At 60.7% G+C, this 15,845-nt stretch carries 12 protein-coding genes and 1 pseudogene; 12 read left to right on the forward strand and 1 reads right to left on the reverse strand.

Features of this window, described 5'->3' with window-relative positions:
• Window positions 1-574 precede the first annotated feature (574 nt).
• From FHT78_RS10600 to FHT78_RS29635, 7 genes are all read left to right on the forward strand, one after another.
• Window positions 575-1,525 (forward strand): glycosyltransferase, encoded by a 951-nt coding sequence (locus tag FHT78_RS10600; protein ID WP_183743221.1) that lies wholly within the window; start codon window positions 575-577, stop codon window positions 1,523-1,525.
• On the forward strand, window positions 1,522-2,622 hold the full coding sequence (locus tag FHT78_RS10605) for a glycosyltransferase family 4 protein (protein WP_183743223.1): 1,101 nt from the start codon (window positions 1,522-1,524) through the stop codon (window positions 2,620-2,622). The genes FHT78_RS10600 and FHT78_RS10605 overlap by 4 nt, the downstream gene beginning before the upstream one ends.
• Window positions 2,616-3,758: a glycosyltransferase family 4 protein gene (locus FHT78_RS10610; protein ID WP_183743225.1), complete on the forward strand. Its 1,143-nt coding sequence runs from the start codon at window positions 2,616-2,618 to the stop codon at window positions 3,756-3,758. Before FHT78_RS10605 ends, FHT78_RS10610 begins: the two co-directional genes overlap by 7 nt.
• Window positions 3,755-5,965 carry a polysaccharide biosynthesis tyrosine autokinase gene (locus tag FHT78_RS10615; RefSeq protein WP_183743227.1) on the forward strand — a complete coding sequence of 737 codons (2,211 nt, stop codon included), beginning with the start codon at window positions 3,755-3,757 and terminating at the stop codon, window positions 5,963-5,965. The genes FHT78_RS10610 and FHT78_RS10615 overlap by 4 nt, the downstream gene beginning before the upstream one ends.
• Before the next feature lie 124 nt (window positions 5,966-6,089).
• The gene (locus tag FHT78_RS29630) at window positions 6,090-6,212 is read left to right on the forward strand and encodes a hypothetical protein (protein ID WP_281412840.1); all 123 of its coding nucleotides are present in this window, start codon (window positions 6,090-6,092) and stop codon (window positions 6,210-6,212) included.
• Window positions 6,213-6,247: 35 nt separating this feature from the next.
• Window positions 6,248-6,538 carry a hypothetical protein gene (locus FHT78_RS10620; protein ID WP_183743229.1) on the forward strand — a complete coding sequence of 97 codons (291 nt, stop codon included), beginning with the start codon at window positions 6,248-6,250 and terminating at the stop codon, window positions 6,536-6,538.
• A complete protein-coding gene (locus FHT78_RS29635; protein ID WP_281412842.1) occupies window positions 6,535-6,669 on the forward strand; it encodes a hypothetical protein in 135 nt (44 codons plus the stop codon). The genes FHT78_RS10620 and FHT78_RS29635 overlap by 4 nt, the downstream gene beginning before the upstream one ends.
• A gap of 55 nt (window positions 6,670-6,724) precedes the next feature.
• Here FHT78_RS29635 and FHT78_RS10625 read toward each other — a convergent pair whose 3' ends face one another.
• Window positions 6,725-8,308 carry a hypothetical protein gene (locus FHT78_RS10625; protein WP_183743231.1) on the reverse strand — a complete coding sequence of 528 codons (1,584 nt, stop codon included), beginning with the start codon at window positions 8,306-8,308 and terminating at the stop codon, window positions 6,725-6,727.
• A gap of 549 nt (window positions 8,309-8,857) precedes the next feature.
• Between FHT78_RS10625 and FHT78_RS10630 the strand changes: the two genes are divergently transcribed.
• The 5 genes and pseudogenes from FHT78_RS10630 to FHT78_RS10645 all read left to right on the forward strand — a co-directional run bounded on the left by FHT78_RS10630 (window position 8,858) and on the right by FHT78_RS10645 (window position 15,663).
• On the forward strand, window positions 8,858-9,976 hold the full coding sequence (locus tag FHT78_RS10630) for a glycosyltransferase family 2 protein (protein WP_246715228.1): 1,119 nt from the start codon (window positions 8,858-8,860) through the stop codon (window positions 9,974-9,976).
• 574 nt (window positions 9,977-10,550) lie between these two features.
• Window positions 10,551-11,015, forward strand: a pseudogene (locus FHT78_RS29325) (O-antigen ligase family protein); the annotation flags it as partial.
• Between the two features lie 120 nt (window positions 11,016-11,135).
• Complete coding sequence (locus FHT78_RS10635; protein WP_246715251.1) at window positions 11,136-13,415, forward strand: polysaccharide biosynthesis tyrosine autokinase; 2,280 nt, start codon at window positions 11,136-11,138, stop codon at window positions 13,413-13,415.
• 180 nt (window positions 13,416-13,595) lie between these two features.
• Window positions 13,596-14,699 carry a GDP-mannose 4,6-dehydratase gene (gene gmd / locus FHT78_RS10640; RefSeq protein ID WP_183743237.1) on the forward strand — a complete coding sequence of 368 codons (1,104 nt, stop codon included), beginning with the start codon at window positions 13,596-13,598 and terminating at the stop codon, window positions 14,697-14,699.
• Complete coding sequence (locus tag FHT78_RS10645) at window positions 14,692-15,663, forward strand: GDP-L-fucose synthase (RefSeq protein ID WP_183743239.1); 972 nt, start codon at window positions 14,692-14,694, stop codon at window positions 15,661-15,663. Before gmd ends, FHT78_RS10645 begins: the two co-directional genes overlap by 8 nt.
• The last annotated feature ends 182 nt before the right edge of the window (window positions 15,664-15,845 follow it).

The following is a 15,845-nucleotide window of genomic DNA, read 5'->3' on the forward strand; positions in this document are numbered from 1 at the left end:
CGCGCAGTCATGCCGATCGCGCGCTGAGCCGCCAGCGGTGCCGAACGCCCCAGCGTTCTCTATTAGTCTTTCGCGATCATGATTGCGTCAACCACCGGCAAGGTGGGCCGACAGCATCTACGTCTAAAGCATGTACCCTTTATCTGAGGACTGCATCGTACTTCCGCTTTCGGCGACCCCTCCCCCAAAGGGTGGCGGCCAGAGTCAAGGGGATTGCCAATAAGAGCAGATGTTACATGTGTCCATTCACCGGTAGCTTGGAAAAGATGCAAGTGCGAAGGACATGGCCGGGCGGTAGTTTCTGATGACGTGAGGCGATGATTCCGGCGCAGGCTGATTGTTCATAGTTGAAGCTTGGAGGGTTGGGATTCCTATGGTTTCGCGTTCTGGACCTGGTTCTGCACAGTACATGATGGACATGTCCCTCGCGCCGGCATTAGCAGCGGCGACCTATTCAGTTACAAGCGAGCCCCCCGTCGAGCAAAGGGACACCGTCATGGAGATCCCTACGGACGTGATCGTGATCATGTTGCTGCACCACGGTGCCGGGCAACAAGCCGCTTGAGAGGGTGTCATGGAGCGGCCGGGCATCAGCGTCCTTATCAACAATTACAATTACGGCCGCTTCGTCGGACGTGCGATAGACAGCGCCTTGGGCCAGGAGGTTCCCGACGTCGAGATAATCGTCGTCGATGACGGGTCCAGCGACGAGTCGCTTTCCATTCTGGAAGCCTATGACAGCCGCGTGAGGGTGATTGTTCAGGAGAACTCGGGACAGGCGGCCGCGATCAACACCGCCGTGAAGTTCAGCAGCGGCGGCATCCTCTGTTTTCTGGACGCCGATGACTGGTGGGCACCCGGCAAGCTGTCGGCGACGGTGGCGACTTTTCGTTCACACCCCGAGGTCTCGCTCGTCTACCACCGGCTTCAGCCGACTTCGATTGATGGCGCGCCGACCCTCAAACCGATTCCCCGGACGTTGTGCTCGGGAGATCTGTCGCCGCAGCTGACGAGATCAGCAGGCTGGTGGCCCTTCCCGATGACGTCGGCCATCTCGGTACGACGCAGCGCATGGGATGCTGCGGGTCCTATTCCCGAACAGTTCCGCATCTCCGCGGACGCTTGGCTCACTGGGATCTATCCGTTTCTGGGCGACGTTGCCGCCTTGCCGGACTCACTTGGATTCTACCGAATTCACAGTAACAACTGGTACCGGCCAATCGATGATGTCTCCATGCTGAAAAGGCGAATGGCCCATTGGCAGCGTAGCGTCGAAGCGACGAACCGGTTTCTCTCGTTCCACGATTTACCGGCAAGGCTCAGTCTGGCGGATCACTATCCCTACCAAATGGCAGCGGCAGGCTTGGATGGCGTCAATGCGCGCACCCGGCTCAAGCTTGCCGTCGAAGGGCTGCTTTTCGCCGGGGAACCAAACTTGCTGCGGCGGACCCGCGACGCGCTGCGTAGCGCTTATTACCTCCCTCGCCCCGGTCAAGACATCGGCTTGTCGGAGGCAGCGGAATGAAGGCGCTGCTGCTGGTTTCCGAACTGGAGGACTACACTATTTCCTTCGCAAGCGGCGTTGCGCGACATATGCCGGTCGTCCTTGGCGTCCCGCGCCGGCGCTATGCTCATCTTGCTTCCTGGTTCGATCCGGCCGTCGACCTTCACCTTCTTGACTGGCCACGACATCGGTCGCTTGCCAATCCCTGGTTCCTGCATCAGCTCACGCGCCTCATCCGGCACGAGCAGCCGAACCTCATTCATCTCTTGAGCAATACTACGCTGTGGTTGAACTTTGCCGTGCCGTTCTGGCGACCGGTCCCGCTCGTGACCACCGTTCATGATGTGGAACTGCATCCCGGCGATTCCGATACGCGTACGCTGCCCGGCTGGGCACCGGGATTAATGGTGAGACAGTCCGGGCATGTCGTCGTGCATGGCGAGGGACTGAAGCGGATGGTCCTCGATCGATATTCAAAATCTCCAGACTGCGTGCATGTCCTGTCGCATCCCGCCATCCATCGCTATGCGGAACTTGCTCGGCGGCAAAAGCTGGCGCGGCGTGCCGCCGATGGAACTGTGCGCGTTCTGCTCTTTGGGCGAATTTTCGCTTACAAGGGTTTGAAGCAACTGATCCGTGCCGAGGCGATACTTAAGGATGCGCTCCCCAATCTGCGCATTACGGTCGCAGGCCGCGGCGATGATCCCTGGGTCTTCCGGCCGCTCATGGGTGAAGCTGGCCGCTACGACATTCGCAACCGTTTTATCGAAGACGAGGAGGTCGCCCAGCTCTTCCTCGATGCCGATATCGTTGTCCTTCCCTACACGGAAGCATCCCAAAGCGGCGTGCTCAACCTTGCTGCGGCCTTCGGCAAACCCGTTATCGTAACTGACGTGGGCGAATTGCGAGCGACCGTTCAGCCCAACGGACTGGGAATGGTGGTTCCGCCTGATAATGCGGAAGAGCTCGCGAAAGCGATCCGTACATTGGCGGATAATAACGATCTTAGAAACGATCTCGGCACCAAGGCACTCGAATGGGCCACAGGACCGAACTCGCCCGAACAGGTCGGCGCCCGGGCAGCCGCTCTTTATCGCGAGGTGGTCGGATCATGCTGATGAAAGTACTTATGGATGGTCATCCGTCAGTGGTGCGGAACACGACAAGGGTCCGCCATTATGTTCCGGGTGGCTGCGAGAACGGCGGCGGTATTGGCAGGCTGATCGGATATCTGACCAGCACGGCGAAAGAAGGCGGGGCAGAACACGCCGTCACCGACACCAGAGGGCCTCGATGGTCTGCCGCGTCGTCGTCTCTGCGTCTGCTGGGCGCAATCCTGACAATGGCGAAGGATCGAGTCGTCGATCCGAAACGCATTCACCATATCCATGTCGCAGGCCGCGGCAGCACCTTCCGCAAGCTGATCCTGACTGAAGCTGCCCATTTGCTCGGGTGCTTTCACATATTGCATCTACACGACTACGATTATGCCGGCGATTTTGCTGCACGCTCGCCGCGTCAACAATCGCTGATACGCCGGATGTTTCAACGTGCTGATTGCGTCGTGGCGCTGGGTGAGCGTGATCGCGTGACGCTTGCGACACGTCTGGGCGTAGACGAGCGCCGCCTCGTGATCGCTCACAATTGTGTCCCCGATCCCGGGGCACACAACATTCGTGCCGGCGAGCCGCCGTTGATCATATTTCTCGGCCGGCTGAGCGAACGCAAAGGCGTTCCGGAACTTCTGCTCGCCCTTAGCCATCCGGTCATGAAAGAGCTTCGCTGGCGCGCCGTGCTGGCAGGAGACGGGCCTGTCGAAGATTATCGCCGCCAGGCTACGGATATGGGCCTTTCAGGCCTGGTGGACATGCCGGGATGGCTTGGCGCCGACGAGGCGCGCGCGCTGTGTGCACGTGCCGATATCCTGGTCTTGCCCTCGCATGCCGAAGGCTTGGCGATGGCGGTGCTCGAAGGGCTTTCCCACGGGCTTGCTGTTGTCACCACGCGCGTTGGGGCGCACGAAGAGGTCATTTCCGACGGTGAAACCGGTGTCTTCGTCCCTGTCGGAGACAAGGATGCCTTGGCAGCGGCCCTTGCGAGACTGGTTGCGGATCCAGATGTCCGCAGCCGCCTCTCGACGAGGGCACGCGCCCATTATCTCAACCATTTCAGTATGAAGGCCTATATGCGGTCGATGGAAAAACTCTACGAAACCATCTCCGCGCAACCTCAAGCAAGGGTTAGCGCAAAATGACAATTTCGACTTTTCCGCCAGACCGCAACGTGCCGCTCCCGGCGGTCCATTACGAACCCCGCTTTCAGACGGAGATGAAATCGGAGGAGTTTGATCTAACGTCTGGTTTACGTTTGATCCGTCGGCGGCTGGTGATGATCGTTGCTGTGACGGCGGTGCTGATGGCGGCGTCGATCGTGCTGATCTCGGGATTGCAACCGAGCTATCATGCCGGGTCCCGGCTGATGATCCACAAGCCCCTGGCAACTGCGCTGAGCAGCGGCGATGCCGGCAACAATGCGCCGCTCAACGTCACCTCCGAGACCGAGCGGCTTCTGTCGAGAAGCGTGGCCGAGCGGGTCATCGGCGACTTGCGGCTCGACGAGCGGCCGGAGTTCAACCCGGCCCTGCGCCAAGCCTCCGTCGTCGATGAGATCAGGGCAACCTTGCGCGGCTTGGTGAGCGGCGATAAGCCGTCGCAGCCGGCAGGAGACAATGTCGAGCCGATCATCCAGGCCTATTACAAGGCGCTGAGTGTGTGGCGCGACGGCCAGAGCGACGTCGTCCAGATCGGCTTTACGGCCGGCGATCCAGAACTCGCAGCCGCCGTCCCGAACCGGCTCATCAGCATCTATCTCGAAGAACGCAAGGACAGTATCCGCGCCAGCCTGGACACGGCGCAAGCATGGATCGGCCAGCGCATCGCCGAACAGCAGGATCGCGCCAAAGCCGCCCGCGATGCTGCCGACACCTATCAGCAAACGATGGGCGTCGTTCAAAACGACGATGATCAGAGCGAACAGATCAAGGCGATCGTCGAGCTGAGCGACCGGCAGGCGAAGATCGGACAAAGCCGCGCCGACATCAAGGATACGATCGCCGCGCTGGAAGCGGCCGACGATCCTTCGCTTGCCGCCCAGACCAAATCCGTTCCCGACAGCATCGGCGTGATGCAGGCCGACCTGCGGACCCAGCAGCAGGATCTGGCCCGCCTTCTCGACATCTATGGCACCGATGCTCCCGCCGTGGTCGACCTGCGGGCAAAAATCGACAGGTCCCGCGCCGATCTCAGCACGGCGGTCGACCGGTACCTGCAGTCCATGCGCGCCAGGCTGACCGCTCTGGATGACGAGGATCGCACGGTCCGATCGGCCCTGACGGCCGCCTATGAGCAGCGCTCCCGCTCTTTCCTGGCGCAGACCGAGCTTACGCGGCTGCAGCGCATCGCCGACAAGGAGCAGACGGCCCTCGACAAGCTCGAGGAGCAGCGCCGCGGCCTCGTCGGGCAAGCCATGCTGCCGGGCGCCGAACTGGAGGTTCTGTCACCGGCTGCAGTGCCGCTCACCCCCCAGGGACGCAGCCGGCTGTTCTATCTGATCGGTGCCTTCTTCGCTTCCATCTCGGTTGCGGTAACGGCTGCCTTCGTGGTCGAGATGATGGACAGGACGGTGCGCAGCTTCGACCAGATCACCGGTATGGCGCGCATCGTGCCGGCCGGCTTCGTCCCGCACTTGCGACGCAAAGACCGCAGAGACCCTTCAAGGCTGTTCGGGCAAACGCAGATCGGCATGTTCGACGAAGCGATCCGCACCATCATGATCTCGCTCAAACAGACCAATGGCGGAAAGCTGCCGAACAGTATTGCCGTGACCTCGGCCCACAGCGGCGAAGGCAAGTCGCTGGTGGCCGGATCGCTGGCAATCGAACTCGCCGCCAACGGCACGCCTGTGCTGCTCGTCGACAGCGACATCCGGCGCGGACATCTCGACACGTTGTTCAGGTCCGGCCTGACGCAGGGGCTAAACGAGTTCTTGAGTGGGCAGGCAGCTCTTGAGGACATCGTCCATCACCACCCGAGCGGCATCGACTTCATCCCGGCCGGCAATCCCGGTCTGCAGCGGCGCATGCGGTCGGCCGACCTGGCCGAGATCATCGAGATGGCCCGCGCCAGAGGCCAGATCGTTATCTTCGACAGCGCCCCAGTGCTCGCCTCGGCCGATACGATGCATCTGACGGCGCTTGCCGAGCGAACGCTGATGGTCGTGCAATGGGCAAAGACCAGCCGCCGGGCCGCAGAATTCTGCCTGCAGCAGCTCAGGAGCGCCCGCAATGCCGACATCGTCGTCGCCATCAACAACGTCAAACCCAAACGTCACGCCAAATACAATTTCCGCGACTCCGAATTATACGCAAGGTCGTTGATGAAATATCACGATATCAAAGCGTAAATCTGAATATTACCAATGGTTTAATAGACCTTATCGCCCGCCGTCGCTTAGGCAGCAGGCGAACGCCATCAATCATCGCAGCCAGTACCCGCGGGATCAGCACACTAGGGACAGGAGAAGAGCGATGGCGGACTATTACATCGCCACTGATGGAAGCGACATCGCCAAAGGCAGCTTGTCAGCACCATGGAAGACGATCAGCCGCGCCAAGCAGGCCAACTCAGGCCCGACGATCAGGTCGTGGTAAAGGTACGCACCAGAGCAGATCGATAACGAAGGATAGTGCGGCGGACCCGGAATCGAGCCATCAACGACATCAGCACCAACGGCTACGTGAACAAGGGTGTGAAGTGGTACAACAATATCACGTTCAACGGCACTCCGCGCGAGGCGTCGGTACTTTCGGACGGCCGTTCGTCGGACGCTGCCGACGGGAACCTGCTTGGGTTTGATCCGCTGCTTTCCGACCCGGCCACGGAAAATTTCCACCTGAAGCCGGCTTCGCCGGCCATCAATGCCGGAACGTCCGCTTTCGGGCTCGGATACGTCGCCCTGACGGGCAGGCCCGTGTGAACGGCAAGGTCGACATCGGAGCAGATGAGGCCGATTCCGATGCAGACACGCCGCCGAATGCCCGAGAACGTTTCTGGCTCGGCACCGCGATGAATACGGTCGCCGAGAACATTCTCGCCAACGGCGGCTAGCTCATAGTGAGCTCAGTGGCGTCGATAGCAGCAGCTCGGAGCGTGATATAGGCGGTTAGCGGCAAGGCAATGGATCCGTCGACGGCGCGCGTCGCCAGATCTGGAAAGCCTGAAAGGTCTCGGTGATTTGAAAATGTTGGTCGGACAGGAACGCGGTCAGGATCCCTTCCGGATCGTAGATATCAGACTTGCTGGTGACGATGAGGGTTGGAGCCTCCAGTGTGGAAGCAAAGCCTGGCCGCGGCTCGGAGACATAGAGCGCACTGCCGCACTCGCGGCCGAGCGGCACGCTGTAAACGAGAGCGCCGAGCGCGTCGGCATTCCACCAGACGCGATCACCCTCAGCGAGAGCTGAGCGCACGACGCCGGCCGCGGAGCGATAGTCGTCCTTGGCGTGGCGGGGAGCGAACCTGATGCTCGCGCCGGAGGCCAATGCCATCATCAGAAAGCCAAGCACCACGAGCTTGCCGGCGGGCCTACGCCAGAGCAACGCCACGCCCGCCGCCTGCAGCGCCAGGATGACCGCGATTGCGGGCGCAAGATGGCGACCGACGACGCGCCAATGCAGAATATATCCGGCAATCAGGATCAGTGCAGCAGCGGACGTGAAGGCGATCGCGCACGCTGCCAGCGTGCGAGGCGGAATATTTCGAATGGCCTGGATCAACCCCGCCAACGTAACCGCCGCGACCAGGATGGCGTAGCTCGCCAGAGCAACCACGTAAGAAAAGACGATCGCCCCCTCCCCTGTGCGCAGATCCGTGCGGCCCGGCCCGAGGCCTGCAAAACCGAACAGTTCGTAGGCCGAAAAAAACAGAGTCCGCGCATCGGTCGTCGCCACTTTGGTGCCGCCTGCCCCTCCGATCACCGTCCAGAGATAATAGAGCCCGAGCGGCGCCATCACGACCACGAGGAGAACCGACGGCCCGATGAGATGGCTGGCTGCAAGCCGGCGACTGCGCCAGGATACGGCGCACGCGGCGGCGGCAACCGCGGCTGCGGCCCATATCGCGCCGAGCAAGCTGCTTCCGGCAAGAGCGATAAGCCCGAACGCGAGCAGCCATGCTTGACAGCGGCTAAGAAGGGGGACCTCTGCGCCGCGATCGCTCGCTGCAACGACCGCGCGCTCGAGCAGGCCGAAGACCATGAGGCTCGCCCCGATCTGCATACCATAGGGCCGCGCCTCATCGATGTAGTACCACAGGAAGGCGCTGGTCCCGGCCACCAGAAGGCGATCAACCCGAGCGTTAGCGAAAATGTAGAGGCCAGGAATAAGCCAAAGCAGGTTCATCACCCTGAGAGCGATCTCGCCGTCGCCTGCGATTTTCTCCCAAGCCCAGATCGCCACGAGGAAAAACGGCATCTGCGCATCTGAACCGGTCTCTGCGACCATGCGGGCCAGAAACGCCCCGAAGTGCGGCTCCGCTGCGCGCCAGGCGGTGTTGGCTTCGTCTATCCAGTAGCTCTGTCCGCTGATCGCGATACACAGCGCCCCCAAGGTGGCACCCATGGCAACCCACGAAATGACCTGCCACGACGACGGATGCGACCTCTGTGAAAACGATCCTGGTTTATTTACCGGGTTCGATGGTGCGGCGATCTCCGCGCCCGTCGTCAGATCGAGGTCAGATATGCCCATCCACGTACAAGTCCTAAAACCGTGTCCAGCGCGCCGCCGGCAATACATCTATCCCGGCTTAGATCAGCGCTAAGACTAACGCTTTCTCCGTTCGAGCAACAATCAGCACAAAGTGGTACGCGTACGTCTTATGGCTCGCTTTCGACCAGCCGGCATAAAGAATAAAGTTCATTTCTACAAAGGCTTGTGCGTCATCATAGACGGAGATTCCGAGAGAAGTTCGATGAGCCTTGAAGCTTGCAAGTTCGGCAAGCTGGATGGAGCCGGGCATGGTCAAGAGTAAGACTATTGTAAAGAGTGATCGGATCGAGCGGCTTCCTCAAAACACCTGTGGGCGGCTCCGCTGTCTCGGCGAAGACTTTTATCAGGCCCGATCCCTATTCGGCATGTGCCTGCAGTTGCTCGATCGGCTGAGCGCCGATCGTCGTGCGGTCGCTGGCACGCATGGTCCAACCCATTTCATCACATCGGGGGCTTGAAATGTTGCCGCACAGCACGGAACTCCCCCGCACATGGCCAATTGCTACAACTGATCTTTCGCCCCGAGGCATGTCCGATACGGAAGGCCTGGTACTGAGTATCGTGGTGCCGGTGTTTAACGAGGAGGAGACGATTGTGCTCTTTCTCCAGGCTCTGGATGCACAGACTAACGCGATCCGCAGCGCTCTCGGATCAGGCGGGCAGGTGGAGATTCTCTTCGTCGACGACGGCAGCAGAGATCGCACTGTAGAGATCATCGAAGGCCTCGTGGCGCAGCGATCGGATGTCGGCCTGATTTGCCTGTCGCGAAACTTCGGCAAGGACGCAGCGCTGGCCGCCGGCCTTGCCCATGCCCGCGGCGACGCAATCATCCCGATGGACGTCGATCTGCAGGACCCGCCGGACATCGTTCCTGATATGGTAAGCGCCTGGATGCGCGGCGCAAAGGTGGTCAACGCACGCCGCAAGAGGCGCGGCAGCGACACCTGGCTCAAGCGCTGGAGCGCCACGGCTTTTTACGGCCTCTATAATCGAATGGCCGATTATCCCATCCAGGACAATGTCGGCGACTTCCGACTGCTGGACCGCAGCGTCGTCGATGTTCTGAACGGCATGCCGGAGCGCATCCGCTTTATGAAAGGCCTGTTCTCCTGGGTTGGCTTCACGCAGGCGACGGTCGAATACGACCGGCCGAAACGCACGGCAGGCACCTCGAAATGGGTATATTGGCGCCTGTGGAATTTCGCTTTGGACGGGATCACCGGATCGACGACGATGCCGCTGCGGATCTGGACCTATGTCGGCCTCGTCGTCGTTTTTCTGGCGCAACTCTACGCGGCCATCATCATCGGGCGAACGCTAATATTCGGCGTCGATGCGCCTGGTTATGCATCGATAATGGTGGTCATCCTGGTGTTCGGCGCATTCAACATGATCTCCGTCGGGCTCCTTGGCGAATATGTCGGCCGCATCGCTGTCGAGGTCCGGCAACGGCCGCTTTATCTGGTGGAGCATCTGACGGGCCGAGCCGCTGCCGTGTCGGATAGCGGCACCGTTGCCGATCAGGCGAGGCGCAGCGCCCCCGCCACCGCCGGCTCTGTGCGACGGGTCGGCATCGCCGCAAGTTCCGCAGTGGCGAGCGCGAGACCGCCGGAAGGCCAGTTGAGCAGCCAATATCCGGCAGAATGACATGGTGGATAAGGCTTGCTACCCGGCAATCTACAGCCCCAGTGTCCTCATGCCTTGGCGTTCGATGGAATGCGTCGGTGTCATCATTGCGCTGCTCCTTCTGAGCGGTTGCGTTTTCCCTCTGATCGATCGCGATGGCTACCTGGATGCCAGTGAAATGGCGACTCTTCGCCTGCTTGGGATGCCTATCTATATGATTTCTCTTGGGCTCTTGGCTCGAAATCAGGCAGAGCTGCTGGTCGCCATCCGCCGCAGCCTGCCGTTCGTTGTGCTCCTCCTTTTACCGCTTGTCTCGGTGCTGTGGTCGCCCAGCCCCGCTCTCACCCTGCAGCGGGGCGTCGCGCTCGTTCTCTCGGTATCGCTTGCGTATCTTCTCGCCATCCTGTTCACGCCGCGGCAATTCCTATTGCTGACGGTCGTGGTGCTCGGCTCCGGCATGGCGTTCAGTCTTTTGATGGCTGTGGCATGGCCCAGTCGCGCGTTCACCGTGGGCGAGAGCTCCCTGAGAGGGGTCTTTGACAACAAGAACGCGCTCGGGTGGAACGCCGCAATCGCGACTTTCGCATGCAGCGTGATGGCAGCGGATCGGCGGGCGGGGCTGAGAATCGTCAGCATACCGCTGCTGTGCGCCAGTCTCGTTTGCCTTGTCGCGTCTCAGTCGATGACGGCCATGACCTCGCTGGCCAGTGCGGTGGTGGCCACGGTTTTCTTCCTTGCTCTATCAAAGACCCGCGATCTCGGACGGGTGACCCTCGTGCTAGTCTGTCTGCAATTGGTCGCGCTGGTCCTTGTAGGCCTCAGCGAACTGCTCGTTCCCATGCTCGAAGCGCTGGGCAAGGATGCGACGCTGACCGGCCGTGTTCCGCTCTGGCGGGAAGTGGATCACGCGATTGGAAGGCGGTTGTTGTTCGGGTACGGATATCAGGCCTTCTGGGCCGACTCCAACGCCGATGGCTGGCACGTCCGAGCCGCGGCGGGGTGGCCGGCGCCGCACGCCCATAATGGATTTCGCGACACATTGCTAAGTCTCGGGCTCCTGGGCTTCATCCCCCTGGTCTGGACCATCGCCCGCGCAGTGCGGCAGGGAGCGGCGCTGCTATGTGACGCTCCCGAGGAAGGCTGGCTGTGGCTGAACGTACTGGTCATCATGTTCCTGGTGATGAACCTCACGGAAACGATCATCCTCACTCAGAATAGCATTCTCTTCGTCCTGTTTGCGACTGCCGTGATTATGTTCGCGATCCGGTTTCCCACCGAAGCGAGAGATCTAACCTCCGGGTTACGTTTGCTGCGTCGGCGGCTGGTGATGATCGTTGCTGTGATGGCGGTGCTGATGGCGGCGTCGATCGTGCTGATCTCGGGATTGCAGCCGAGCTATCATGCCGGGTCCCGGCTGATGATCCACAAGCCCCTGGCAACCGCGCTGAGCAGCGGCGATGCCGGCGGCGATGCGCCGCTCAACGTCACCTCCGAGACCGAGCGGCTTCTGTCGAGAAGCGTGGCCGAGCGGGTCATCGGCGACTTGCGGCTCGACGAGCGGCCGGAGTTCAACCCGGCCCTGCGCCAAGCCTCCGTCGTCGATGAGATCAGGGCAACCTTGCGCGGCTTGGTGAGCAGCGATAAGCCGTCGCAGCCGGCAGGAGACAATGTCGAGCCGATCATCCAGGCCTATTACAAGGCGCTGAGTGTGTGGCGCGACGGCCAGAGCGACGTCGTCCAGATCGGCTTTACGGCCGGCGATCCGGAACTCGCAGCCGCCGTCCCGAACCGGCTCATCAGCATCTATCTCGAAGAACGCAAGGACAGTATCCGCGCCAGCCTGGACACGGCGCAAGCATGGATCGGCCAGCGCATCGCCGAACAGCAGGATCGCGCCAAAGCCGCCCGCGATGCTGCCGACACCTATCAGCAAACGATGGGCGTCGTTCAAAATGACGATGATCAGAGCGAACAGATCAAGGCGATCGTCGAGCTGAGCGACCGGCAGGCGAAGATCGGACAAAGCCGCGCCGACATCAAGGATACGATCGCCGCGCTGGAAGCGGCCGACGATCCTTCGCTTGCCGCCCAGACCAAATCCGTTCCCGACAGCATCGGCGTGATGCAGGCCGACCTGCGGACCCAGCAGCAGGATCTGGCCCGCCTTCTCGACATCTATGGCACCGACGCTCCCGCCGTGGTCGACCTGCGGGCAAAAATCGACAGGTCCCGCGCCGATCTCAGCACGGCGGTCGACCGGTACCTGCAGTCCATGCGCGCCAGGCTGACCGCTCTGGATGACGAGGATCGCACGGTCCGATCGGCCCTGACGGCCGCCTATGAGCAGCGCTCCCGCTCTTTCCTGGCGCAGACCGAGCTTACGCGGCTGCAGCGCATCGCCGACAAGGAGCAGACGGCCCTCGACAAGCTCGAGGAGCAGCGCCGCGGCCTCGTCGGGCAGGCCATGCTGCCGGGCGCCGAACTGGAGGTTCTGTCACCGGCTGCAGTGCCGCTCACCCCCCAGGGACGCAGCCGGCTGTTCTATCTGATCGGTGCCTTCTTCGCTTCCATCTCGGTTGCGGTAACGGCTGCCTTCGTGGTCGAGATGATGGACAGGACGGTGCGCAGCTTCGACCAGATCACCGGTATGGCGCGCATCGTGCCGGCCGGCTTCGTACCGCACTTGCGACGCAAAGACCGCAGAGACCCTTCAAGGCTGTTCGGGCAAACGCAGATCGGCATGTTCGACGAAGCGATCCGCACCATCATGATCTCGCTCAAACAGACCAATGGCGGAAAGCTGCCGAACAGTATTGCCGTGACCTCGGCCCACAGCGGCGAAGGCAAGTCGCTGGTGGCCGGATCGCTGGCAATCGAACTCGCCGCCAACGGCACGCCGGTGCTGCTCGTCGACAGCGACATCCGGCGCGGACATCTCGACACGTTGTTCAGGTCCGGCCTGACGCAGGGGCTGAACGAGTTCTTGAGTGGGCAGGCAGCTCTTGAGGACATCGTCCATCACCACCCGAGCGGCATCGACTTCATCCCGGCCGGCAATCCCGGTCTGCAGCGGCGCATGCGGTCGGCCGACCTGGCCGAGATCATCGAGATGGCCCGCGCCAGAGGCCAGATCGTTATCTTCGACAGCGCCCCGGTGCTCGCCTCGGCCGATACGATGCATCTGACGGCGCTTGCCGAGCGAACGCTGATGGTCGTGCAATGGGCAAAGACCAGCCGCCGGGCCGCAGAATTCTGCCTGCAGCAGCTCAGGAGCGCCCGCAATGCCGACATCGTCGTCGCCATCAACAACGTCAAACCTAAACGTCACGCCAAATACAATTTCCGCGACTCCGAATTATACGCAAGGTCGTTGATGAAATATCAGAATTTCGAGATATCGCCGATCGCGGCATGGTTCACCTTGCGTTGGCTGCACCCGTATCTGGGGATGCAAAAATGACGCAAAACGCTTCGCTCCCCCGCATGGCAGGTAAGGCCGGAGCCCCCCGTTCAAGCTGCAAGGCACCGCCCCGTCGATGTATTCGGCAAGGCATTCCGCCTGACTGACGCGGCGCAGCGCCCGTCCCTTGCAGCATCAGCTTGTCAGAAACAGCGTTCGTATTCGAGTTGGAGAGCGATCATGGATACCGGAATGAGACAGAACAGGAAAGTTGCACTAATTACCGGCGTAACGGGTCAGGACGGTGCGTATCTGGCCGAGTTGCTGTTGGATAAGGGCTATATTGTTCACGGCATCAAGCGGCGTTCGTCGTCCTTCAACACCAATCGCATCGAACACCTCTACGAGGATCCTCATGTCGACAATCCGCGTTTCATCCTGCACTACGGCGATATGACGGATGCAACGAACCTCATAAGGGTCGTCCAGGAAACGCAGCCCGACGAAATCTATAATCTTGCCGCACAGAGCCACGTCCAGGTCTCTTTCGAGACGCCGGAATATACCGCCAACGCGGATGGAGGCGGCACGTTGCGGCTGCTTGAAGCCATTCGCCTGCTGGGCATGACCAAGAAGACCCGTTTCTACCAGGCATCCACCTCCGAACTCTACGGCAAAGCGCAGACGGTTCCACAGAACGAGACGACGCCCTTCTACCCTCGATCCCCCTATGCCGTTGCCAAGCTCTATGCCTACTGGATCGTCGTCAATTATCGCGAAGCCTATGGCATGCATGCCTCGAACGGTATTCTGTTCAATCACGAAAGCCCGATCCGCGGCGAAACCTTCGTAACGCGCAAGATCACTCGGGCGGCCGCAGCCATCCATCTTGGCCTGCAGGACCGGCTCTATCTCGGCAATCTGGATGCTAAGCGCGACTGGGGACATGCGCGAGAATATGTCCGCGGCATGTGGCTCATGCTGCAGCAGGACGAACCTGAGGATTATGTTCTTGCGACCGGCGAAACGCACACCGTTCGCTCCTTTGTCGAGAAGGCCTTTGCCAGGCTGGGCATGCCGATCGATTGGCGTGGGGAGGGTATCGACGAAAAGGGATATGACAAGCTCTCCGGCCGATGCGTGGTAGAAATCGACCCCGCCTACTTCCGCCCCACTGAAGTCGACCTTCTGCTTGGCGATCCGACAAAGGCGCATACAAAACTCGGCTGGAAACACGAGATCACTCTTGACCAGCTGGTTTCGGAAATGGTTCGCGAGGATTTGAAAGTCATGGCCCGCAATGTTCCGTCGGTCGGTGCGAACAAGGGCTTGGTTCATGCCTGATGTCATCTACAGCCTTGCCGGAAAGAGGGTCTATGTCGCCGGCCACCGCGGCATGGTGGGCTCTGCGATCGTGCGGCGCCTCGGGTCCGAGGGTTGCGAGATTTTGACGGTCCCGCACGCCGAAGTCGATCTGAGGCGGCAGGATCAGGTGGAGGCATGGATGGCGAAGAACCGTCCCGATGCCGTCTTCCTGGCCGCTGCCAAGGTTGGCGGCATTCTCGCCAACGATACCTATCCGGCCGACTTCCTTTACGACAACCTGATTCTCGAGGCGAACATCATCCACGCCGCTTATAAAGTTGGCGTCCAAAAGCTGATGTTTCTAGGTTCGTCCTGCATTTACCCGAAGTTCGCCGATCAGCCGATTGTCGAAGCTGCGCTTCTGACCGGATCGCTCGAGCCCACGAATGAATGGTATGCGATCGCCAAAATTGCCGGATTGAAGCTCTGCGCTGCCTATCGAAAGCAACACGGCACGGATTTCATCTCGGCCATGCCCACCAATCTCTATGGGCCAGGCGACAATTTTGATCTCGCATCAAGCCATGTCATGCCGGCCCTGATCCGCAAGGCACATGAGGCGAAGGCCAACGGCGATAAGGAAATGCGCATCTGGGGCACTGGCACACCAAAGCGAGAATTTCTCCATGTCGATGATTGCGCCGATGCCTGTGTCTATCTGATGAAGACCTATTCCGCCGAAAGCCATGTGAATGTCGGCTCCGGAAAAGACATTAGCATCCTCGAATTGGCGCAGCTGGTTGCGGAGGTTGTCGGCTTCGAAGGCGAGATCACCCGCGATCTCACGAAACCGGACGGCACGCCACGCAAACTCATGAGTGCCGACAAACTTCGCAGGCTTGGCTGGTCTCCAAAGATCGTCCTGAAGGAGGGCATTGCCGATGCCTACCACTCTTTCCTGAATGGGCACTATCTCAAGCGCCAAATCGAGGCTGCGGAGTGAGTGCAGCCGGCCATTGCCACCTAACTGACGCGGCTGATCGTCAACGGATTCATTGGCCGGCCCCGCGGCCCTGGTCAACGAAACGCTGGCGGTCGGCACGAAAACTTTTCTCGGCACCTCAGATTTTCTTCAATGCCGATCACGCTTCGGTGCCGGATCGAGGTCGGCGCAATGTTCCACGG

The sequence above is a fragment of the Rhizobium sp. BK196 genome (genome assembly GCF_014193255.1).
GTDB lineage: Bacteria > Pseudomonadota > Alphaproteobacteria > Rhizobiales > Rhizobiaceae > Rhizobium.